We start from the raw sequence: 23,507 nt of genomic DNA, 5'->3' as shown, positions 1-23,507 counted from the left end.
GGTTTTCTTCCTCTCTTTAATGACTGTGATGGTCAAATAATTAATTGACTATTATTCCGTTGGTAAAAGGTATTTTTCGAATCGCTTGGCATCGACACTGTTTAGTTCAGCTGTCACGACGGTGCCGTTTTCACGATAGTCAGTTTTTAGAATAGTCGTATTGTCGTTTAAATAGGAAACGATGTCTCCCTTGTCAAAAGGAATTAACAAAGAGCGTGTTTGATAATCCTTGAAGACTTTCTCTTTGATAATATTGGCCAGTTCTTTGAGGGATGGCTGGTCGGTTGCTGCCATGATCAGGTTGTCACCTTCGCGAGTTGGGTAGGCGATATCCATCTTATCGGCTTTATTAAGCGCAACGACCATTGGGATATTATCAACCCCGATTTCCTTCAATGTTTCCTCAGTTGTTTTAATCATCATCTCCCGGTGCGGATCTGAATAATCAACAACCTGAACAAGTAAATCAGCGTTGGCTGCTTCGGCCAAGGTTGATTTAAACGCTTGAACCAATTGATGGGGCAGTTGACTGACAAAGCCGACCGTATCACTCAAAAGAAACGATTTTTGGTCCGGAAGCGATAATTTTCTGACTGATGTATCCAGGGTTGCGAACAGCATATCTTTAACCATGACCTGCTTATCATCGTTGTTGCCAAATAAGTTGATCATGCCATTCATGATGGTTGACTTACCGGCGTTGGTGTAACCTACCAAAGCTACAGTCGGTGTGTCGCTCTTATCACGTTGTTTACGTTTGGTTTGGTCAGCCTTACTGGATTCTTTAAGTTCACGATTAACATGGGTGATGCGATTTTCCAATGTTCGTCGGTTTAACTCGTATTGTGACTCACCAGCACCACGGTTGGTAAACCCGCCGCCGCTACTGGTACCGGTTTGCTGGTCGAGACGCTGGCTGGCACTGGTATGAAGACGCGGCAGTTGGTATTTTAATTTGGCAAGTTCAACTTGTAGCTTGGCTTCCCGCGATTGGGCCCGGTTGGCGAAGATTTCCAAAATCAAACCGGTCCGGTCAATAATTCTGACCTTGGTTGCCTTTTCGATGTTTCGAATCTGACTGGGTGAGAGTTCATCGTTTGCAACGATTGTGTCAACACCGTCATCGATAACCACTTGAGTGAGTTCTTCAATTTTTCCTTTACCGAAGTAGGTTGCCGGATCGGGTTTATCTAATTTCTGAATCAATGTTTCGACTACTTCCATATTGTTAGCTTCGGCCAAGTTGTTCAGCTCGGTCATCGAATAATCAAAACTGTTTGGATGTTGATTAAGCCCGATGGTTACTACTGGTGTCAGTGTTTGTGTTAAGTCCAAATGTGTTCCTCCTCTAAAGTTCGTGTTCAATTATAGCACACAAGTGTAAAAATATAGTAGACAATCTCTTTTTTGATATGACATTGTAATTGTAAGCGATTGACGTAGGATTAAAATATGATTTGAAAATGTAGGTTGGCTTGGTCATGCTAATAGTAATTTAATGATGATGTGGCAGAATTCTTCTTTTTTATGAGCTGAAGTGTACTGGAAAAGCTATTTATAAATATCCGAATAGCTATTGATTTTAATTAAAATTTAATCTAGAATCGACTATGTTCTCATTTTTTAAAATACATATTCGAAAGGGTGCATATATATGAAGATAAGGTCGTTTGCCAAACTGGGTGGTGCAATTGCACTTTCCGCACTGGTGTTAGCTGGGTGCGGATCCAACAGTTCACAATCCAAGAAAAAAGAATTGAACTGGGTCCAACAGAGTAACATGACAACGATGGATATTTCAAAGGTAACGGATCAAATTGGTGCGCAGACTTTGAACAACTCTAATGAAGGATTGTTACGAATGGCCGAAAATAATAAGGTGATTCCGGGTGTAGCGAAAAACTATACTGTTTCAAAAGACGGTAAAACCTGGACGTTTAATTTGCGACATTCCAAGTGGAGTGATGGATCTCCTGTTACGGCTAAGGATTTTGTTTATTCATGGCAACGGACAGTCAATCCAAAGACAGCCGGTCAATATGCTTACATATTTGCAAACATTAAGAACGCTACTAAAATTAATTCTGGCAAGATGTCACCGTCAAAGCTCGGTGTCAAAGCGGATGGCAACTATAAATTAGTGGTCACGCTTGAAAAACCGCAAAGTTACTTTAAATATTTGGCTGCAGACGTTGAGTTTTTCCCACAGAAGGCCTCTGCAGTTAAAAAATACGGATCCAAATACGGAACAACCAGTAAAGACATGGCATATAACGGTCCGTTTAAGATGACCGGTTGGACAGGAACCAATGATACTTGGCATTTGGTTAGAAACAAGAACTATTGGAATGCCAAGAAGGTTAAACTCGATCAGGTCAATTTTCAAGTCATTAAAACGCCCGAAACTTTCCTGAACCAGTATCAGGATAATAAGGTTCAGGTGACGCCGTTGGTTGGTCAGCAGGTCAAACAGTATAAGACTAATAAAAACTATGTTTTGAGAAGCAACGCGGCTACTTGGTATCTTGAAATGAACCAGCATAAATACAAGTTCTTTAGAAATATTAACATTAGAAAGGCCTTGTCGCTAACAATTGACCGAAAACAATTTACCGGTAAAGTTTTGGCAGACGGGTCAATGCCGGCTAAAGGGTTTGTTGCCGCTGATATGTCAACTCATAACGGACAGGATTATGCGGATGCAGCCTATGAAAAGGATGCAGTAGAATCAAACCTGGCACTTGCCAAGAAATATTGGGCAAAAGGGCTGAAACAAACTGGTAAAAAGTCGGTTTCCTTTAACCTGATGGCTGATGATACCGATGCCGGTAAGAAGACAACCGAATATCTTCAAAGCCGCTTTACCAAATTGCCCGGTTTGAAGATTACAAACGAAAATATTCCATATAAGACACGTTTGGCCCGTTCACAAGACGGTCAATTTGATATGGTTGTCACCGAGTGGGTTGCGGACTTTCCGGATCCGATTACTTTCTTACAGTTAATGCAATCGAATAACGCTTATAACAATGGTCCATGGCAGAATAAAGAATATGACAAGTTAACGACCGATGCTGAAGGTCGGGATGCCAATAAGCCAAATGCTCGTTGGAATGATATGGTTAAGGCGGGCAAGCTGCTTGCTAATCAGGAAGGGGTCATCCCACTGTATCAACAAGCTCAGCCACAACTTGTTAAATCAGGCGTTAAAGGCATTCAGGCATTTCCAACTGCACCATTATGGGATTGGAGTAAGGTTACGGTTAAATAATTGAGAATAACGTTTTTTTGATTATCTTTTCTTTTAGTGAGTATGAATATAGAAAAACGGCAGAGGCATTTTTCTGTCGTTTTTTGTATGCCAACTGGAATAATGTAAATAGTAGTATCGGACATATGTCTGATTTCTTATGATGCAACCGCATCGCTAATAATAAATGATCAATTGATTATCTAAAGATTATTGCTTACAATTTAAATTACCCGCTGTTATAGTTCGACGGGCAATTGATACATATTTGGGAGTGGGGTTTTGAAGCGAGTAAAGCAAGTAATCAGCTTTGGTGGGATTGCAGTGATGATCGGGTTGGTACTGACTGGTTGCGGTGAGTCGAAGTCAACAAGTCGTCCTAAAAACAAGATAACCTGGATGCAATCAAGCGAGTTATCATCGATGGACATTTCAAAAATGACGGATATGATTTCGGATACGACCCTGAATGGTTCTAATGAAGGGTTATTGCGAATGGTTAAAGGGAATAAATTAATTCCCGGCGTTGCCAAAAGTTATCATGTCTCAAAAGATGGTTTGACATGGACCTTTAACTTGCGGCGTTCTGAGTGGAGTAATGGGACACCGGTTACGGCAAAGGATTTTGTTTATTCCTGGCAACGGACGATTACACCGAGAACAGCGGGAGAGTTTGCCTATACATTTGACCATATAAAAAATGCCAAGGCAATTAATGCCGGCAAAATGGCGCCGTCCAAATTGGGAGCAGTTGCCAAGGGAAATGATCAGTTGATTGTCCATCTGACTAAACCACAGAGTTATTTCAAATATCTGGTTTCCCAAGCATATTTCTTTCCACAAAGCCAGGCAGCTGTAAAAAAATTCGGGACAAAATATGGGACAACCAGTCAAGATATGATTTATAACGGGCCATTTAAACTAACAGGTTGGACGGGAACCAATGACACGTGGTCGTTAGTGAAAAATAACAGGTATTGGCACAAGGATGCCGTCAAACTTGATCAGGTTAAATTCCAAGTTGAAAAGGATCCTTCAACCGTTATCAATCAGTATCAGAGTAACAAACTGGATGTTGCGGTCTTAAGTGGTCAGCAGGTTCAACAGTATCGACACAGCAAGCAGCTGCATATTCGAAAAAACGCACAGATGTGGTTTATGGAAATGAATCAGAAAAAGCATCCGTTCTTTAGAAACCGTAATATTAGAAAAGCCATCTCGTTAAGCATCAACCGGAAACAGTTTACAAAGAAGGTTCTCCAAGATGGTTCAACGCCTTCAAAGGGATTTGTTGCACTTGGACTTGGTAGGCGTCATGGTAAAGAATTTGCGGATGAAGCTTATGTAAAAGCGGCTGTGACCAACAATGCGAAAAAAGCCAAGCAGTTATGGGCAAAGGGGCTAAAACAGACGGGTAAGCAGTCAGTGACGTTTACTTTGTTGGCGGATGATACAGATTCCGGTAAACGAAGCGCTGAATACATTCAAAGTGAATTGACCAAACTACCCGGATTCAAAGTTAATGTTGAAAATCTGCCGTTTAAAACACGGCTGACTCGTTCATCCAACGGTCAATTTGATATGGTTCTCAGCAGTTGGACCGGGGATTATCCCGATCCAATGACGTCTTTATCCAACATGACGTCGCATAGTTCGTATAACAATGGGAAATGGACAAATAGGCAGTATGACCGCTTAATTGCAGAAGCTGAAGGCGAGGATGCCAATAAACCGCAGCAGCGTTGGCAGGACATGGTCAAGGCCGAAAAGGTGCTGGCAAATGATGAGGGTATCGTACCGCTCTATCAAGCAGCTGTGCCTCAACTTGTAAAGCCCGGAATTAAAGGCATTCAGTTCTTTCCAGAATCACCCGAATGGGATTGGAGCCAGGTTTATAAAAGCGAATGAGGAATATTAATTGATGCCTTAAAGGTGTCAATTTTTTTATTTAAAATTCAGAATGTTCCTTGAAAATGAAATTAAAATGTGATGAGATGATAAAAAATCAATAATCGTTTGCTTGATAAGTGCTTAAAGAAGCTGATGTAATCGATTATAATGATAACTGTTACCGTTTGAAAGATAATGAGCAAAAAAGTTAACAAACGCATTGCTTTTAATTAAATTTTAATCTAGTATAGACTCGTGTCAAAAATTGATAAATATTTTTGAAGGGAAGCTACATAGTATGAAGCTAAAATCAGTTATGAAGATAGGCGGGGTTGGATTGCTTTCTGCTTTAGTCCTTGCAGGATGTGGCAGCAAGTCTTCTCAATCAGCAAATAGTTCTCAAAAGGTAAAATGGATGATACCGGCAGCAATTTCATCGATGGATGCATCCAAAATAACGGATTTGTATTCCTCACAAGTGTTGAATGCAACTAATGAAGGCCTTTTGAAGATGGGTGAGAACAAAACAACACCCGGAGTTGCTAAAAGTTATTCGGTTTCCAAAGATGGTAAGACTTGGACCTTTAATCTTCGGAAGTCTAAGTGGAATGATGGAAAGCCTGTCACTGCTAAAGACTTCGTGTTTGCATGGCGGCGGACTGTAACGCCAAAAACGGCTTCCGAGTATGCTTACAATTTTGCCAATATTAAAAATGCTTCAAAGATTAATTCAGGTAAAATGTCACCAACCAAATTAGGGGTTCAAGCTGATGGCAACTATAAATTAGTTGTCCATTTGGTAAAGCCTCAAAGCTACTTTAAATATTTGGTATCTCAAGGCTACTATTTCCCAGAAGAACAGGCAGCTGTAAAAAAATATGGCTCTGCATATGGGACAAGTGCTAAGAAGAATGCTTACAACGGACCATTCTTGTTGAAAGGATGGACCGGTACAAACGATACCGCAAAGCTTGTGAAGAATAAGAGCTATTGGAATGCTAAGAATGTTAAGCTACAACAGATGAGTATTCAAACGGTTAAGGATCCTGCGACTGCTCTGAACAGCTATGAAAGTGGGAAACTTGATTTCACAACTTTGAATGGTACTCAAGTTAAACAGTATAAGAATAATAAGGACTATCATGATTATCTTGAAGCTTCAACCTCTTATATGGAAATGAATGAAAAGAAAGATTCAATCTTTAAAAATAAGAACATCCGTCGGGCACTATCACTTGCCATTGACAAGAATCAATTAGCAAGTAAAGTTATTGCGGATGGTACAAAGGGAGCCAAGGGATATGTTCCAACAAAGATGGCTTCTAGAAATGGTAAGGATTTTGCCAGCCAAGCCTACGTTAAAGCAGGTGTGGAATATAATTTGACGGAAGCTAAGAAACTTTGGGCCAAGGGTCTAAAGCAAACAGGTAAGAAGTCGGTTTCACTTTCACTGCTCTGTGATGATATTGATCAGACGGTTAAAAATGCACAATTCGTTCAAAGCAATTTGGAAAAGTTACCAGGATTAAAAATCACAATTCAAAATGTGCCATTTAAGAATCGTTTGAGCCGTTCTCAAAATGGTCAGTTTGATCTTGTTCTTTCTGCTTGGATTGCCGATTATCCAGACCCATCAAATTTCTTGGATCTCTTCACATCCACTAATTCATATAATAATGGTAATTGGAAGAATTCAGAGTATGATGCTTTAATCAAGAAGTCTGAAAGCACGGATGCTAATAATGAAGCAGCCCGTTGGAATGACATGGTTCAAGCCGAAAAGATTCTAATGAATGACCAAGGAATTGTTCCATTAACACAAGAAGCTCAATCAACGTTGATGAAGTCTAAAGTTAAAGGTGTTCAATTCTTCCCAACGTCACCACAATGGGATTGGAGTAAGGTTTCGGTTAAATAATAGTCAGGTAATAAACTGGACGCTTTCAGGAAAGTATTTAAAGGATTGGAAATAGGCAAAATGACATGCTTGGTTCCAATCCTTTTTGTTTACTCTTATTATGTTAAGATGCCCTTTATTTTACTGGGAGTACTCTGTGAATGTCAGGTAGATAAATTAATCTTTGAAGCGCTTTAATTAGTAGAGCTGTCGTAAAAATTCATTTAAATTCAAATTTTATAACTTTTCTTTATAAAATATTTTTGTGATTTGGAATTTAAAAAGCTAGACGTATCAACGCTTTTTGTTAAAATAAACCTCACAAGGCCATGTATGGCAGTGTTATGAATCTAGATTAGTTGATCAATGTATTGCTTTTAATAAAGTTTTAATTTAAAATATATGCATTGCCGAGTTAGTAAAATTATATTGAAGGGAAGTATTTCACGATGAAAATCAATTCAATCGCGAAGCTTGGTGGGGTAGTACTGCTATCTGTATTAGTACTTGCAGGTTGTGGTAGTAAGTCATCACAATCAGGCTCAAAGAAGCAGGAGCTACGATGGCAGGAATCTTCTAACCTACCAACTATGGATCTTTCAAAGGCTACGGATCAAGTTTCAGCTGAAACTTTAAACGCAACTAATGAGGGATTACTTAAGATGTCGACGAACGCTAAGGTTACGCCGGGGGTTGCCAAGAATTACACAGTTTCAAAGGACGGAAAAACTTGGACATTCAATCTTCGTCACAGTAAATGGAGTGATGGCACACCGGTTACAGCCAAAGACTTTGTTTATTCATGGCAACGAACGTTAACACCTAAAACTGCTTCACAATATGCGTACATATTTGACCATATTAAGAATGCAACTAAAGTTAACGCTGGAAAAGCACCCGTTTCAAGCTTGGGAGTTAAGGCCGACGGGGATTACAAATTAGTTGTAACTTTAAACCGACCTCAGAGTTACTTTAAGTATTTGGTAGCCAATGCAGAATTCTTCCCACAGAAAGAATCGGCTGTTAAGAAGTACGGTTCTAAGTATGGGACTCAATCCAAGTACATGGTCTATAATGGACCATTCAAGTTAACCGGTTGGAGTGGAACTAACGATTCTTGGACGATGGTTAAGAATAATAACTATTGGAACAAAAAGAATATCAAGTTGGACAAAATGAAGATTCAGGCGGTTAAAGATCCAGCAACTAGTTTGAATCAGTATAATACCAATAAATTAGATGCAATTAATTTAGTTGGTTCTCAACAAGTTTCACATTATAAGAATGATAAAGATTACAAATCATTTTTGAACGCCTCAACCTTCTACTTGGAAATGAATCAGAAGAAGGATCCGGTTTTGAGAAACATTAATATTCGTAAAGCCATTTCCATGTCCATTAATCGAAAGCAGTTGACAAACAAGATTTTTGCTGATGGCTCTGTTCCCGCTCGTGGCCTCGTGGCAGCAAAAATGGCTTATCGAAATGGTAAAGACTATGCCGATCAGGCTGAAGTTAAGTCGGCTGATTCTCAAAACTTAGCTGAAGCTAAGAAACTTTGGGCTAAAGGCTTGAAGGAGACAGGTAAGAAATCTGTTTCACTTAACTTATTATCTGACGATACACCAAATGGCAAGAACACAACTGAATTTCTTCAAAGCCAGTTGACTAAGTTGCCTGGTTTGAAGATTACCAATCAGAACTTACCGTTTAAGACGCGTTTACAACGCTCACAAGACGGTAACTTCGATCTTGTTATTTCCGCTTGGATCGCTGACTTCCCAGATCCAATTTCGTTCCTTTCATTATTTACTTCCGATAACTCATACAACAACGGGAAATGGAAGAATTCGGAATATGATACGCTGATTAAGAATGCTGAAGGCAAGGACGCTTTAAATGCCGGTAAGCGATGGGATGACATGGTTCAGGCACAAAAAGTCTTGATGAATAATCAAGGAATTGTACCATTATATCAACAAAGCACAGCGAAATTGATCAACTCCAAAGTTAAAGGTGTTCAATTTTTCCCAACTGCACCTGAATGGGACTGGAGTAAAGTTTCAATTAAATAACTTGAATTTGCGATTCGGGTTAACAGTTCATCTCAATGGAGGCTGGTTATCTACTGTCCAGCCTCTTTTATGTTAAATAGACGTTATTAGTGATTTTCACTAGGATAATTAGAAATGTGAGGAACCTTATATGGCAAAGTATTTAGGAAAAAGAATATTTTATATTATTCTGACTTTGTTTATTGTAACAACGGTCACCTTCTTTCTGATGAAGTTCATGCCCGGGACGCCGCTGACTAATCAAGCAAAGCTGTCTCCGAGCCAAATTCACCAGATTTACAAGCAGTATGGCCTTGATAAACCACTGTGGCAACAGTATCTAACTTACCTTGCCGGAGCCGTTCATGGTAACTTTGGAACATCGTATCAATTTAGTGATCAACCTGTTTCCTACTTGATCAGCAGTCGACTCGGGCCTTCGTTGACAATCGGTGGAGAAGCAATGGTTGTTGGTGTCTTAATCGGCATTATCGTGGGTTCAATTGGCGCTGTTAAGCAAAATACCTGGATTGATACGACCGCAACGATCCTATCCATTCTGGGTGTTTCAATTCCTTCATTTGTTTTGGCGGTTCTGTTGCAGTACTATCTCGGATTGAAACTCAGACTTTTCCCGATTGCCGATTGGGGAGGGTTTATGTATACGGTTCTGCCGACATTGGCACTGGCCGCGTCGCCCTTTGCCGAAACGGCTCGATTTATGCGAACCGAAATGGTGGACGTGTTGAGTTCGGATTACATTGAGCTTGCAAAGGCAAAAGGGCTAAATAAAACCGGAATTATTTATCACCATGCCTTACGAAACAGTTTAATTCCGATTGTGACAATTGTTGGTCCTTTGGCCGTTAACATTATGACCGGATCAATGGTTGTTGAAAATATTTTCTCGATTCCGGGAATTGGGGAACAATTTGTTAAATCGATTTTGACAAATGATTACCCAACCATTATGGGATTAGCCATTGTTTATTGTGCAATGTTGTGTGTTGTGCTGTTGATTACCGATATTTTGTATGGGCTGATCGATCCACGTATCAGAATTAATAAGTAGGAGGGACACTTGAAATGGCAGATAATGCAAAATCAATTAAAACCGGTGATTTTCTGCCACTGTCAGATGTAGATCGTACACATCTTGATAGTGAGAAAATTGCCGCGCCATCATTGACTTTCTTACAGGATTCGTGGCGCCGTTTAAGACACAGCAAAGCAGCAATGATCTGTTTGGTCATCTTGGTTATTTTATTCATCTTATCGTTTGGTTCAGGACTGTTTCAAACCCATAATCCGAATGCAACTAATCCGGATTTGGCTAATTTGCCTCCCAAAATTCCCGGTATTGATATTAATGGGTTTAACGGGACGATTATGCAATCCGGCACACGAATAAACGCTTATGCACAAGCTCATGCGCATGCAGGAACGTATTATATTTTAGGAACCGACTATCTTGGTCGTGACCTATTTTCACGGATCCTATTTGGAACCCGGATTTCATTAACCATTGCGCTGGTTGCCAGTTTCTTTGATTTGGCGTTTGGTGTGGTTTATGGCATTATCTCAGGCTGGCTTGGTGGCTGGGTTGATACATTAATGCAACGGATCATCGAAATCATTTTATCAATTCCAAACTTGATTGTTATGGTCCTTTTAATTGTTGTTTTAAAACCCGGTATGTCGGCGATTATTATTGCCATTGCGATTACCAGTTGGGTTAACATGGCCCGACTGGTACGAGCGCAAACACTGGAATTAAAGAATCAGGAATTTGTATTGGCGGCAAGAACCTTGGGTGAAAGTTCGTTCAAGATTGCCTTTAAACATTTGTTGCCAAACTTGGCAAGTGTGATTATCATTAACTTGATGTTCACGATTCCAACCGCAATCTTCTTCGAGGCGTTCCTATCTTATATCGGTATTGGTGTGAGTGCACCACAAGCATCACTTGGTACGTTGATTAGTGATGGCCAGAAGAACTTCCAATTCCTACCATATCAAATGTGGTATCCGGCTATCGTTTTGTCGATTATTATGATTGCATTTAATATCTTGGGTGATGGGCTTCGTGATGCCTTTGATCCAAAGAGTAATAGGAAGTAGGTGTTTTGAGATGGAAAACGAAAAAAATGTTCTTGAGGTAAGAAATCTCAAAATCAACTTCAAAACTTATGCTGGTAAGGTTCAAGCAATTCGGAATGTTAGTTTTGACCTTCGCAAAGGAGAAACCTTAGCGATTGTTGGAGAATCAGGTTCCGGTAAATCCGTCACGACTCGTAGTATCATGGGCTTAAATGCACCAAATGCTGAAATCGCCGACGGAACGATTATGTTTAAAAATCAGGATTTGTTGAAGAAAACACGGAAACAAATGGATCAGATTCGTGGCCGTGATATTGCCGAAATCTTCCAAGATCCCATGACTTCTTTGGATCCAACAATGAAGATTGGAAAGCAGATTGCGGAACCATTGATCATTCATAAAGGGATGAAACGGGAAAAAGCCTACGCTCAAGCCCTTGAAATGATGAAATTGGTTGGTATCGAGAATGCCGAGAAGCGGATTAATGATTATCCGCATCAATTTTCAGGCGGAATGCGCCAACGGATTGTGATTGCGATTGCACTGGTTAATTACCCTGAAATTCTGATTGCTGATGAGCCGACAACGGCTTTGGATGTGACGATTCAGGCTCAGATTCTTGATTTAATGAAAGAATTACAGGCAAAAACAAATACCTCAATTATTTTTATTACCCATGATTTGGGGGTTGTTGCCGGTATGGCTGATCGAGTTGCTGTTATGTATGCTGGTAAAATTGTGGAATATGGGACTGTGGATGAGATCTTCTATAATCCTAAGCACCCATATACTTGGGGATTGTTGAATTCCATGCCTACCATGGATACATCCGGAACGGAATTGCCCTCAATTCCGGGGACACCGCCAGATTTACTGAACCCACCAAAGGGTGATGCGTTTGCTGCTAGAAATAAGTATGCTTTAAAGATTGATACAGAGCAGGAGCCGCCATTCTTTAAGGTGTCAGATACCCACTATGCTGCAACATGGCTGTTGGATCCACGGGCACCGAAAGTGACACCGCCTGATCAAATCATTGAGCGTCAAAAGCATTTTGCCAAATTGACTCATGAGGCGATTGACACTAACCGTGGTAAACACGTTGAAGAACAGGAGGAGCAACTGTGATCGACTATTCGAAAGCAAAAAAAGTATTACAAGTTGAACATTTAAAACAATACTTTAACGTTGGTAAAGCCGATGAAGTTCGCGCGGTTGACGATATTACATTTGACGTGTACCAAGGCGAAACGTTTGGCCTGGTTGGTGAATCGGGTTCTGGTAAAACAACAACCGGTCGTGCGATTATTCATTTGTATGAACCGACTTCCGGAAAAATCCTTTTCAAGGGTGAGGATGTTTCCAAATTACGGTCAAAGGCACAAAAGAAAACGTTCAGACGTGATATGCAGATGATTTTTCAGGATCCATATGCGTCACTTAATCCACGAATGAAAGTTAAAGATATCGTTGCAGAGGGCATCGACATTAACCATTTGGCTAAGAATGATGCTGATAGAACGAAACAGGTTGAAGATTTATTGGAAACGGTTGGGTTAAACAGAGACCATTCCAGCCGTTATCCCCATGAGTTTTCAGGTGGCCAGCGTCAGCGTATCGGGATTGCCCGGGCATTGGCGGTTCAGCCGGAATTTATCATTGCCGATGAACCTATCTCGGCTTTGGATGTTTCTATTCAGGCACAGGTCGTTAACCTGTTAAAGAAACTTCAACGTGAACGGGATTTAACTTATTTGTTTATTGCCCATGACCTTTCAATGGTTAAGTATATCAGTGATCGAATCGGCGTTATGCATTACGGTCGGATGTTGGAAATTGCATCTTCGGATGAAATTTATGCGCATCCATTACATGACTATACGGCCAGTTTATTGTCGGCCGTACCGGTTCCCGATCCTGAGTATGAGCGTGCCCGCCAACAAATTCCTTATGATCCAAGTAAAGAGTTTGACGGCAAGCCACGCCAATTGGTTGAAATTGTGCCAAATCATTGGGTACGGGCTAGTGAAGATGAAATCCCGATGTATAGAGAGCGTGCCCGAAAGCATTCTCTGTTGAAGGATTAAGTCGTTAATCGACATAAAAAGGAAGTTTGGACACCATCGTCCAAACTTCCTTTTTACTTACTAACTGATCAACACGATTCCGGGATTAAAGAATCGATGATTGACTAAACATTTTTGCTGACATTATTAAAATAATCAACGGTATAGTTGGTCCCATCCCAATTGACCTTTGTGACGCTGCCGTTTTTAGTTGAAACGTTAACCGGGATATCGCTGAAGTGGCTAACAACGTTACGAATTAGGGTTCCATGGGTTGCAATCAGAATGTTATCGCCATCCTTGGCATTTTTAACGGTCTGATCAATTGCGGGTTGAAGCCGGTTCCAGAACGCTTGACTGGTTTCGGCATCTTTGTAAGGGTCAGCAGCCGCAATTGTGTCCTCGGCCTTATCGATACCATATTCGGCAATCATGTCATGAAATGAATTCAGGCCATGGGGCCCGCCAATGATATGCCAAGTTTTGACATCATCTTCACCTTCCCAATAACCGAAGTTTAGTTCACGAAAGCCTGCAAGTGGCGTAGTGGTTTTAGTGTCTGATGGGTTTTGCGATAGGATTAAACGACCAGTTTCAATTGCGCGTGGCAGATCACTACTATAGGCAGCGTCAAAATGAATGGTGCTAAGGCGCTGGCCGGCATCAAGTGCATCGTTGATCCCCTTTTCAGTAAGGGACGAATCAATAACGCCCTGGATACGATGGTACTTGTTTAAGTATGTTTGGCCATGGCGTACAAAATATAGTGAAATTGTCATAAGAAACCTCCATATACATTTACTTGAATTACAATAATTGTAGCATAGTTCATTAGGAATTTGGAAGATAGACCAATTTTTAAAATGAGTTAATTTTGCTGAGAAATAATGACAGGTATTCTTTTTTGATAGTGTTCGTAAATTTGTTGTTTTGATCATCTTTAACGCAACTGTACAAAAATCAGTCGGATTATTGGTCTGAACCACATGCACGTACTGGACTGAAAGAGTGAAACATGATAAACTATTAAGCTAATAATTGTAGGGGGTTCAAAATGGCAGATAATATTAAAATACAAGAACAACGCCACCTCAACAGCGTCATCAAAAAGATCAAAATTTCAGAAACCGATCTCGAAAAGAAAATCAAGTCCACTAAGAAAGATGTTAAGGACATTTACGCTAATTTCAATAATGATGTCCATCTCAAGACGTCTACTTATAGTGGCATGATGGAAACTGCCATGTCGATCCGACAGCAACAGCAAATGTTGTCTGAGCGGGAGAACCGGCAGGAACACGCTGCCCGTGAATTAGGGACATTGAATAAACTTGAGAAAAATCCTTATTTTGCGCGGATCGACTTTCGTGAAGGAACCGAAGACCACGATGAAACAATTTATATCGGAATGGCTTCGTATACAGACAAGCCGGATCACTATCTGATTTATGATTGGCGCGCGCCCATTTCCAGCATTTATTATAATGGTGGTATTGGGGATGTCACTTATCAGACGCCGGACGGTGATCAGACCGTTGATGTTAAATTAAAACGTCAATTTCAAATTGAAGATTCTAAGATAAAAACCGTTTTTGACACTGAAGAAGTTGTCGGCGATCAAATGCTTTTGGATGCACTCGGTAGTCATTCCGATACCAAGATGAAGAGCATTGTGACAACGATCCAAAAGGAACAAAACCAGATTATCCGGGATACCAGTTCCGAATTGCTATTCGTTCAGGGAGCGGCGGGGTCTGGTAAAACGGCCGCCGTTTTACAACGGGTTGCCTATCTGCTGTACCAATACAGAGGCCATTTAAATTCGGGCCAGATTATTTTGTTCTCACCCAACCAGTTGTTTAATGATTATATTAATCAAGTGTTGCCCGAACTTGGTGAGCAAAATATGGTTCAGATGACTTTTTATCAGTACAGCTCCCATCGTTTGCCAAGCGTTAAGGTCGAAACACTTTCACAACGATTCGATGATCAGCTTGAGGAGAAAACCCAACAGCTTAATGAGTTTAAAGGCGGCTTGGATTATTTTAAAGCTGTCAGTGCCTATGCCAATCACTTGAATACGGAAGATATGCGTTTTCGTAATTTGATGTTTGATGGTAAAGTCCTGATTCCAAAGGAAAAAATTCAGGAAATCTACTACAGCTTTAATGAAAACTATAATTTACGAAACCGTTTGTCAGCAACCAAGGATCAGCTCTTAAAGATCTTAAATCGACGTGTTCACGTTGAGATGAAAAAGAAGTGGGTTGAAGAAGCCGTTCAAAACCTTTCCCGTGAAGAAATTATGCAAATGCATAAGGAGGGCGAAGAAGAAATTTTAAATTCTGACAAAGAATTTAATTTTCTGGCGCGTCGAATCGTCATTAAAGCTTTTAGACGGGTTCAACGGCAAATTGTTCGCAGTCACTTTTTGAGTATTAACAACCAATTTGTCCATATGCTGAGAAACGTCCCGCAGATACTGGATCTTGACCAACATGGAATTGAACCTGAAGCCTGGAAGCAGGATATTAATGCAACGGTTGGGCGTCTTAAGGAAGGCCGTCTGTCATTGGCTGATGCGACCGCGTACATTTATTTGTATGATTTGATGACCGGTAAACGCGGCGATAAGGATATTCGCTATCTGTTTATTGACGAAGTTCAGGATTATTCCGCTTTTCAGTTGGCATTTCTCAAATTCAGTTTTCCACGTGCCAAATTTACGTTGCTGGGTGATTTGAATCAGGCAATTTTTACCCACGAAAATAGTCGAAAACTGTTAGGGGAGTTATCAAGTATGTTCCCAGCCGAGAAGACACGGGTCGTCCAATTGACCAAGTCTTATCGTTCAACGGAACAAATTACGAACTTTACCAAACATATTTTGACAAATGGCGAAGAGATTATACCATTTAATCGGCAGGGAGAATTACCACAGATTCATGTTGCCCCCGGGATGGATGCTGCTGTAGAACAAGTCAAAAATCAAGCAGAAGAAAACCTCTCCGAACATGAGACAACTGCGATTATCGGGAAAACACTTAAAGAATGTCAGCAGTTGGCCACTAAATTGGCCGAAGTCGGTGTGAAATCGACTTTAATTCGAACAGAGAATCAACGGTTGGTCAAGGGGATTATTATTGTGCCGTCTTATTTAGCCAAGGGGCTTGAATTTGATAGTGTCATCATGTGGGATGCGTCAAAAGCCTGCTACCCTGATGAACGTGACCGTCAATTGGTTTACACAATTTGTACGCGTGCAATGCATCGTTTGACGATTGTGGCTACCAAAGAATTATCACCGATTTTTGAAACCGTTCCTGAAGAGGAATATCAATTTATTTGAAATAACAAAGGCTGTGTCAGTAAATAACTTGTCACAGCTTTTGTTTTGAGAAGCCGATCTTTAGAATAGAGGCGCTTTTCTAACGGTTAGATGTTATAATTTATTGGTATTCTTGACGGGCGGAGATAACAACTTATGGATGATTTAATCAATTATTATTCGTTTACCAAAGAGCAGTGGAAACATTTCTATAACGAAATCGACTTGCCGTTAACGCAGAGTGGTTTGCGGCATATCAAGGCGTTCAACGATCGGATTTCAATTCAGGATGTGTCGGACATTTTTAAACCGTTGGTTCATATGATTCGATTGCAGAAAGATAATTTTGATCAGTGGCAAACCATCAAGGCGCGGTTTTTGCACAAGCGGGTGAGGTCGGTGCCGTTTATTATCGGTATTTCCGGAAGCGTAGCGGTTGGTAAGTCAACGACTGCACGGGTTTTGGAGGAACTGTTGACAAACTATTTTACCGGTGAAAACATTAAATTGATTACGACCGATGGTTTTCTTTATTCCAATGCCGAATTAAAAAAACGGGGAATCTTGGATCGGAAAGGATTTCCGGAAAGTTATGACATGGCGAAACTGATTCGGTTCTTGAATGCCGTCAAGTCCGGTGTCCCCGTGATTCAATCCCCGGTATACTCACATCAAAGTTATGATATTATTCCCAACCGGTTTGATATCATTGACCGGCCCGATGTGTTAATTGTAGAAGGGATTAATACACTACAACTGCCAAGCAATGAACAGATTTATGTTAGTGATTTTACCGACTTCTCAATTTATATGGATGCCGAGGAATCATTAATTGAAAAATGGTACTTGGAGCGTTTTGGCAGGCTGATGGATACGGCATTTCAGGATCCGCATAACTATTACTACAAATATGCAATCGGTGATCGTGATGAAGCCTTTGAGATGGCAAAGGATGTTTGGAGAACGATTGATTTACCCAACCTGAAAGCAAATATTCTCCCGACCCGGTCAAGAGCTGATATGATTATGCACAAGACAGATAATCATATTATTGATCGTTTGTATTTAAGAAAATACTGACTTTTTGTTTTTTTCCAAACAATGTTGACCAATCATAGTAAAATCGTTTATTATTTATGTAGCAACTTTGAAAGGGTGTATGATTTGGCAAACGTGGACTTATCAAGCTTCGATAAGATTTTAGTGCTGGATTTCGGTAGTCAATACAACCAATTGATTACTCGTAGAATTCGTGATTTAGGCGTATATTCCGAACTTAAGTCACATAAATTGTCCGCAAATGAGATCAAGCAAATGAACCCCAAGGGAATTATTTTCTCTGGGGGTCCAAATAGTGTTTATGAAGAGGGCGCTTTACGGGTTGACCCTGATGTATTCAAGTTGGGAATTCCAATTTTAGGAATTTGCTATGGAATGCAGCTAATGGCCTTTACCCTCGACGGAAAGGTTGAAAAAGCCGATAACTCAGAATATGGTCATGCTGATATTGAAGTGACTTCAAACGACGCAGTATTGTTTGAAAACACACCTCGTAAGCAAACCGTATGGATGAGTCACGGTGATTTGGTAACCGATGTTCCTTCTGGATTTGAAAATGTTGCAACCAGTGAAGATTGCCCAATTTCAGCAATGCAGGATGTTAACCGAAACTTTTACGGAATCCAATTCCACGCCGAGGTACGCAATACCCAGTTTGGTAACGAAATTCTGAAGAACTTTGCCTTTAACGTTTGTCATGCGAAGTCCAACTGGACAATGAACGACTTTATCGACCTTCAGATTCAGCATATTCGTGAAACTGTTGGCGATAAGAAGGTTCTTCTTGGCCTTTCAGGTGGCGTTGATTCTTCCGTTGTGGGTGTCCTTTTGCACAAAGCAATCGGCTCTCAATTAACGAGTATCTTCGTTGACCATGGCCTGTTACGAAAGAACGAAGCTCAACAAGTAATGGATAGCCTTGTTGGTAAATTTGGCCTTAACATTATTAAAGTTGATGCTCAGGAACGTTTCTTATCTAAATTGGAAGGGGTCACGGATCCCGAAAAGAAACGGAAAATTATCGGAAATGAGTTTATCCAAGTCTTTAATGACGAGGCCCGTAAGCTGGATGGTATCGACTTCCTGGCTCAGGGAACGTTATACACAGACGTTGTTGAAAGTGGAACTGACACTGCGCAAACAATTAAATCCCACCATAACGTTGGTGGTTTGCCAAAGGACATGAAGTTTAAGCTGATTGAACCTTTGAACAAATTATTTAAAGATGAGGCCCGAGAAATCGGTGAAAAGCTGGGAATGCCGGAATCATTGGTTTGGCGTCAGCCGTTCCCAGGACCAGGCCTTGGCATTCGTGTGCTGGGCGAGGTGACACCTGATAAATTGCGGATTGTCCGTGATAGTGACTTCATTTTACGGGATGAAATTGCTAAAGCCGGTCTGCAACGTAAGGTATGGCAATACTTTACCGTTTTACCCGGCTTCAAGAGTGTTGGTGTCATGGGTGATGGTCGAACATACGACTACACCGTTGCCATCCGGGCTGTGAATTCAGTTGACGGTATGACCGCTGACTTTGCCCGTTTGCCATGGGAAATCTTACAAAAGATTTCGACTAGAATTGTAAACGAAGTCGATGGGGTTAATCGTATCGTGTATGACGTTACGAGCAAGCCGCCTTCGACAATTGAGTGGGAATAGGGAACACACTTTTTGGTGATGCTCTATGAGCTACATGAGCGTTAAACCTCAATTCTCAACGTTTTGACGAATTAAATAACACGAAGGCCCGCTATCGATTAAATTTGAGGTGGGCTTTTTTAATATGTTCATCAATACGTATATGCGTACTGATGAATATACGTATAAGATGCATTATAATAAGTGTACGAGGAGATAAAAAAGTGCCAGCGACGGCGAGAAAAACGGAATGCCTAATTTTGAAACATGGATGTAAATTAGTTCGCTAAAGAGGTTCTCACCGACAATATGAAGATGGAGAGGGTCATCAAGTTACCATTGTTTTCCATTTTTGGTGGGTTACAAAGAAGAACTGAATAGCCGTTCTAAAGCAAGCAGGTTTGAGATGGTCCGCCACTTTGGCATGTTTTACTCGTACTTTAATCGATGAAAGGGAAAATAAAAGTGAAAAAAAATAATATTGTCATTTATCCGGCGATCTTTGGTCCCGAACCAGACGGTAGTGCGATTAATGTGACCTTTCCGGATGTTCCGGAAGCCATTACTTATGGCCGAACAGAGGAAGAAGCTGTGTATTCCGCCAATGAGGCTTTAGGGCTGGCTTTGGCAAGTCGTAAAGATCTCCCAAAACCGAGTACAATTCAAAGTATTAAGCCTGAAGAAAAGGGTGATTATATGGTCATGATTGCTGTTGATCTTGAAGATGCTAAAAGAAAAATAAAAAAGCCTACTGTAAAAAAGAACACAACTATTCCCGCGGATCTGGACGAAAAAGCAAAAAAAGCGGGGATCAATTTTAGTGAAGTGTTAACTAATGCCCTTAGAGAAAAGTTGAATGAATAAAACAGTCTGCGGGTTTATAGAAAATTGTTTTATTCACTCCCATTATCGATTATGGACGCTATTTTTGTGTTGTAATTAAATTGTTAGTAAGTTTATCGTTAATTTCGAGGCTTCCTTTCGGCTGTAGATATTGTATTTAAGTTGTCGCAAAAATCTTCCAAGGGAAAGCATCATCACAAGCACAAAAAAGAAACGATATAGTATTAACAATCGGACGGCAATGTCAATCTGTTGGTGTATTATAGATAAAAAGGAGTGTAATTACAATGACAATATTTGCGTTTATCATTTCGATTATATCTTTAATGATCAGTGTAATCACATTAGGTGTGGTGTTACGATGTGGCAAAAATTGATTTAAATGATCTGGATATTATGTCCTCAACCGAAGCCGCTAATAATTTTTTCAATAGAAGCTTATATCATCCAGTGAAAGCATTTCACCGCTATTTGGATAAATGATTCCACAAGCAGACAACGTCTTCCCCAAAGTCGTATAATAGATGTAATCTAACAAACCAGGGAGGACAACATGACTGAATTAAAACGCTTTTATGAGACATTCCAACCAACACATTACAACATTTACCTGGATATTAATCGGGAAAACAAAAAGATTACCGGTAAGACAACTATCTCGGGGAATGCTAAAGAATCAACAATTTCAATTCACCAAAAAGATTTAGCGGTTGATACCGTTCAGGCAAATGACCAGGATGTATCATTTACGATCGATAGGGACAATGATGCCATTCGCATTGACTTGCCCCAAGCTGGAGAGACAACATTGACAGTGACTTATACAGCATCTCTCACTGATAGCATGATGGGGATTTATCCATCCTATTACGAAGTTGATGGTGTAAAGAAACAAATTATTGGTACGCAATTTGAAACCAACTTCGCCCGTCAGGCATTTCCGTGTGTTGATGAGCCGGAAGCCAAAGCAACCTTTGATTTGGCTATTAAGTTCGATGAACATGCCGGAGAAACCATTTTAAGCAACATGCCGGAGAAAAAAGTTGAAAATGGGGTTCATTATTTTGACACCACCGTTCGGATGTCAACTTATCTCATCGCCTTTGCTTTCGGTGAGTTACAAAGCAAGATGACGACGACCAAAAGTGGTGTTAAAGTTGGCGTTTTCGCAACCAAGGCCCACAAGGCCAATGAACTCGACTTTGCACTTGATATTGCCAAACGATCAATTGAATTTTATGAGGACTTCTATCAAACACCATATCCGCTTCCACATTCCTGGCAATTGGCATTGCCCGACTTTTCAGCCGGTGCGATGGAAAACTGGGGGCTTGTCACCTATCGTGAAGCTTATTTGCTTCTCGATCCGGATAATACCGCACTTGATATGAAACAACTCGTAGCGACGGTTATTGCCCATGAATTAGCTCATCAATGGTTTGGTGATCTTGTCACGATGAAGTGGTGGGACGACTTATGGTTGAATGAAAGTTTTGCCAACATGATGGAATACGTTGCCATTGATGCCATTGAACCGGATTGGCACATTTGGGAGACTTTCCAGACTTCCGATGTTCCGGCTGCATTACAACGTGACGCCACGGATGGTGTTCAATCCGTACACGTTCAGGTTAATAATCCGGCAGAAATTGACGCATTATTTGACGCCGCAATTGTTTATGCCAAAGGAGCCAGAATGCTGGTTATGGTGCGTGCCCTGCTTGGTGACGATGCTTTGCGTGCCGGCTTAAAGAAATACTTTGAGGCTCACCATTACGGTAACGCCACCGGCGCTGATTTGTGGGCTGCGTTAGGCGAAGCATCAAACCTCGATGTTGGCGCAATCATGAACTCCTGGTTGGATCAACCGGGTTATCCGGTTGTTTCGGCATCAGTGATTGACGGGAACTTAACGCTGTCACAACAACAATTTTTCATAGGGGAAGGCAAAGAAGCCGGTCGTCAGTGGCGGATTCCGCTTAACGGTAATTACGATGTTGCTCCTGAAATTATGGATCAACAGCAGGTCAACCTTGGCAACTACAATGACCTGCGTAAGGCTAACGGCAAACCGTTCCGTTTGAACGTCGGCAACAACTCACACTTTATTGTAAAATACGACAAGACATTGTTAGACGACATTTTGGCTGATGCCACCTCCTTGGATGCCATTTCTCAATTACAACTTTTACAGGATCTGCGCTATCTGGCTGAAGGTCATCAACTATCGTACGCGGCTCTTGTGCCATTATTATCTAAATTTGCGGACAGTCACGCCACCATTGTGAATGCTGGTTTGTATCGAATTGCCAATGATTTGAAAAAATTTGTATTGGCAGAATCCAAAGAGAAGAAGCAGTTGCAGGCGCTCTTTGATCAATTAAGTAGTAAGCAGGTTGCACGTTTGGGATGGACAGGCAAAGCCGGTGAATCAAATGATGACCAATTAACACGACCAATTGTCTTAAATGCCGCTTTGTATGCCGAAAACGAAAAGGCGATTGCTTCGGCTCATGAGTTGTTTAGTGCCAACAGCGACAAACTTGAAACATTATCAGCCGCTATTCGGGTCTTTGTTTTGAGAAACGAAGTAAAGAACTTTGGTAGTGAGGCGCTCTTTAAAAAGTTATTAACGGCTTATCGGCAAACTTCCGATGCCAGTTATAAATCGGATATCTGCTCTGCTTTAACCAGCACGACTGATCCGGCATTGATTATGAAATTAGTCGAATCCTTTGAGGACGCCAACACGATTAAGCCTCAAGATTTGCGGGCTTGGTTCCGTGGCGTTTTGGCAAATGAAGACGGTCAGCAAGCTGCTTGGGACTGGATTCGAAACGATTGGCAATGGCTGGAAGATACCGTTGGCGGTGATATGGAATTTTCAACCTACATTACTGTGATCGCAAGTATCTTTAAGACGCCAACACGTTTAGCAGAGTTCAAGGCGTTCTTTGAACCCAAGATTCAAACGCCAGGATTGACTCGAGAAATCCAAATGGATATCAAAGTGATTGAAACCCGCGTTAAATTAATTAAGGATGAAAGACAAGCTGTGAATGATGCGGTGAGTGAGGCTGTTAAATAAATTTTCCTTGAAAGCTACCTCAATTAAATCCATATCAACAAAGTTAAAAATCCCTTCATAGTGAAGTGAGGGGATTTTTTGCGTGCTTATGACATTTTTAATTAATCGTGCATGGTGCTTTTAACCAGTTAAGCAGGGTAGTTTAATTTAATCATTTCTCAACAATTTCTTCGCCTTTTCTTAACCTTACTTACATTCTCTTAACCTTGACTAACCTGGATTACCGAAATTAAGGTTTATGTGGTAAAATCTAGAAATGGTTTTAGTAATCAATATCATAAGGTGTTGATTGT

15 protein-coding genes are annotated in these 23,507 nt (G+C 40.7%); 13 read left to right on the top strand and 2 right to left on the bottom strand.

All coding sequences use genetic code 11. From position 1 onward, the window contains the following. Positions 1-51 precede the first annotated feature (51 nt). The gene (gene hflX, locus GQR93_RS11310) at positions 52-1,335 is read right to left on the bottom strand and encodes a GTPase HflX (protein WP_004466709.1); all 1,284 of its coding nucleotides are present in this window, start codon (positions 1,333-1,335) and stop codon (positions 52-54) included. A gap of 319 nt (positions 1,336-1,654) precedes the next feature. Here hflX and GQR93_RS11305 point away from each other — a divergent pair, with 319 nt between their 5' ends. The 8 genes from GQR93_RS11305 (at position 1,655) to GQR93_RS11270 (ending at position 13,279) form a co-directional block, all read left to right on the top strand. Then, complete coding sequence (locus GQR93_RS11305; protein WP_004466711.1) at positions 1,655-3,271, top strand: peptide ABC transporter substrate-binding protein; 1,617 nt, start codon at positions 1,655-1,657, stop codon at positions 3,269-3,271. 306 nt (positions 3,272-3,577) lie between these two features. Then, positions 3,578-5,158, top strand: a complete 1,581-nt coding sequence (locus GQR93_RS11300) for a peptide ABC transporter substrate-binding protein (protein WP_050757968.1) — start codon at positions 3,578-3,580, stop codon at positions 5,156-5,158. Between the two features lie 280 nt (positions 5,159-5,438). Beyond that, a complete protein-coding gene (locus GQR93_RS11295) occupies positions 5,439-7,058 on the top strand; it encodes a peptide ABC transporter substrate-binding protein (protein ID WP_004466715.1) in 1,620 nt (539 codons plus the stop codon). A 428-nt stretch (positions 7,059-7,486) separates the two neighbouring features. Then, positions 7,487-9,112 (top strand): peptide ABC transporter substrate-binding protein, encoded by a 1,626-nt coding sequence (locus tag GQR93_RS11290; protein WP_004466717.1) that lies wholly within the window; start codon positions 7,487-7,489, stop codon positions 9,110-9,112. A 130-nt stretch (positions 9,113-9,242) separates the two neighbouring features. Further along, on the top strand, positions 9,243-10,163 hold the full coding sequence (gene opp3b / locus GQR93_RS11285; protein WP_003559334.1) for an oligopeptide ABC transporter permease: 921 nt from the start codon (positions 9,243-9,245) through the stop codon (positions 10,161-10,163). Between the two features lie 14 nt (positions 10,164-10,177). Continuing rightward, positions 10,178-11,212, top strand: coding sequence for an ABC transporter permease (locus GQR93_RS11280; protein ID WP_003559336.1), 1,035 nt, complete (start codon positions 10,178-10,180; stop codon positions 11,210-11,212). 10 nt (positions 11,213-11,222) lie between these two features. Continuing rightward, a complete protein-coding gene (locus tag GQR93_RS11275; protein ID WP_035444673.1) occupies positions 11,223-12,320 on the top strand; it encodes an ABC transporter ATP-binding protein in 1,098 nt (365 codons plus the stop codon). Continuing rightward, positions 12,317-13,279, top strand: a complete 963-nt coding sequence (locus GQR93_RS11270; RefSeq protein ID WP_004466722.1) for an ABC transporter ATP-binding protein — start codon at positions 12,317-12,319, stop codon at positions 13,277-13,279. Before GQR93_RS11275 ends, GQR93_RS11270 begins: the two co-directional genes overlap by 4 nt. 104 nt (positions 13,280-13,383) lie before the next feature. Here GQR93_RS11270 and GQR93_RS11265 read toward each other — a convergent pair whose 3' ends face one another. Continuing rightward, positions 13,384-14,037 (bottom strand): histidine phosphatase family protein, encoded by a 654-nt coding sequence (locus GQR93_RS11265; protein ID WP_004466724.1) that lies wholly within the window; start codon positions 14,035-14,037, stop codon positions 13,384-13,386. Between the two features lie 275 nt (positions 14,038-14,312). Here GQR93_RS11265 and helD point away from each other — a divergent pair, with 275 nt between their 5' ends. The 5 genes from helD to GQR93_RS11240 all read left to right on the top strand — a co-directional run bounded on the left by helD (position 14,313) and on the right by GQR93_RS11240 (position 23,214). Continuing rightward, positions 14,313-16,607 carry an RNA polymerase recycling motor HelD gene (gene helD / locus GQR93_RS11260; RefSeq protein WP_004466726.1) on the top strand — a complete coding sequence of 765 codons (2,295 nt, stop codon included), beginning with the start codon at positions 14,313-14,315 and terminating at the stop codon, positions 16,605-16,607. 135 nt (positions 16,608-16,742) lie between these two features. Then, positions 16,743-17,666, top strand: coding sequence for a type I pantothenate kinase (gene coaA, locus GQR93_RS11255; protein ID WP_004466728.1), 924 nt, complete (start codon positions 16,743-16,745; stop codon positions 17,664-17,666). An 84-nt stretch (positions 17,667-17,750) separates the two neighbouring features. Then, the gene (gene guaA, locus GQR93_RS11250) at positions 17,751-19,304 is read left to right on the top strand and encodes a glutamine-hydrolyzing GMP synthase (RefSeq protein WP_035444674.1); all 1,554 of its coding nucleotides are present in this window, start codon (positions 17,751-17,753) and stop codon (positions 19,302-19,304) included. A gap of 444 nt (positions 19,305-19,748) precedes the next feature. Continuing rightward, positions 19,749-20,147: a type II toxin-antitoxin system HicB family antitoxin gene (locus GQR93_RS11245; RefSeq protein ID WP_050757965.1), complete on the top strand. Its 399-nt coding sequence runs from the start codon at positions 19,749-19,751 to the stop codon at positions 20,145-20,147. Between the two features lie 532 nt (positions 20,148-20,679). After that, positions 20,680-23,214 (top strand): M1 family metallopeptidase, encoded by a 2,535-nt coding sequence (locus GQR93_RS11240; protein WP_004466735.1) that lies wholly within the window; start codon positions 20,680-20,682, stop codon positions 23,212-23,214. Positions 23,215-23,507 lie beyond the last annotated feature (293 nt).

It is taken from the genome of Lentilactobacillus hilgardii, assembly GCF_009832765.1.
Lineage (GTDB): Bacteria > Bacillota > Bacilli > Lactobacillales > Lactobacillaceae > Lentilactobacillus > Lentilactobacillus hilgardii.
This window is presented reverse-complemented; position numbering and strand designations above follow the sequence as displayed.

Excerpts from the sequence above, each read along its gene's own strand:
- GQR93_RS11265 (WP_004466724.1), bottom strand. The coding sequence starts at position 14,037 with ATGACAATTTCACTATATTTTGTACGCCATGGCCAAACATACTTAAAC.
- GQR93_RS11240 (WP_004466735.1), top strand. The coding sequence starts at position 20,680 with ATGACTGAATTAAAACGCTTTTATGAGACATTCCAACCAACACATTAC.
- GQR93_RS11290 (WP_004466717.1), top strand. The coding sequence starts at position 7,487 with ATGAAAATCAATTCAATCGCGAAGCTTGGTGGGGTAGTACTGCTATCT.
- GQR93_RS11275 (WP_035444673.1), top strand. The coding sequence starts at position 11,223 with ATGGAAAACGAAAAAAATGTTCTTGAGGTAAGAAATCTCAAAATCAAC.
- helD (WP_004466726.1), top strand. The coding sequence starts at position 14,313 with ATGGCAGATAATATTAAAATACAAGAACAACGCCACCTCAACAGCGTC.
- GQR93_RS11280 (WP_003559336.1), top strand. The coding sequence starts at position 10,178 with ATGGCAGATAATGCAAAATCAATTAAAACCGGTGATTTTCTGCCACTG.
- GQR93_RS11300 (WP_050757968.1), top strand. The coding sequence starts at position 3,578 with ATGATCGGGTTGGTACTGACTGGTTGCGGTGAGTCGAAGTCAACAAGT.
- opp3b (WP_003559334.1), top strand. The coding sequence starts at position 9,243 with ATGGCAAAGTATTTAGGAAAAAGAATATTTTATATTATTCTGACTTTG.
- coaA (WP_004466728.1), top strand. The coding sequence starts at position 16,743 with ATGGATGATTTAATCAATTATTATTCGTTTACCAAAGAGCAGTGGAAA.
- GQR93_RS11305 (WP_004466711.1), top strand. The coding sequence starts at position 1,655 with ATGAAGATAAGGTCGTTTGCCAAACTGGGTGGTGCAATTGCACTTTCC.
- GQR93_RS11295 (WP_004466715.1), top strand. The coding sequence starts at position 5,439 with ATGAAGCTAAAATCAGTTATGAAGATAGGCGGGGTTGGATTGCTTTCT.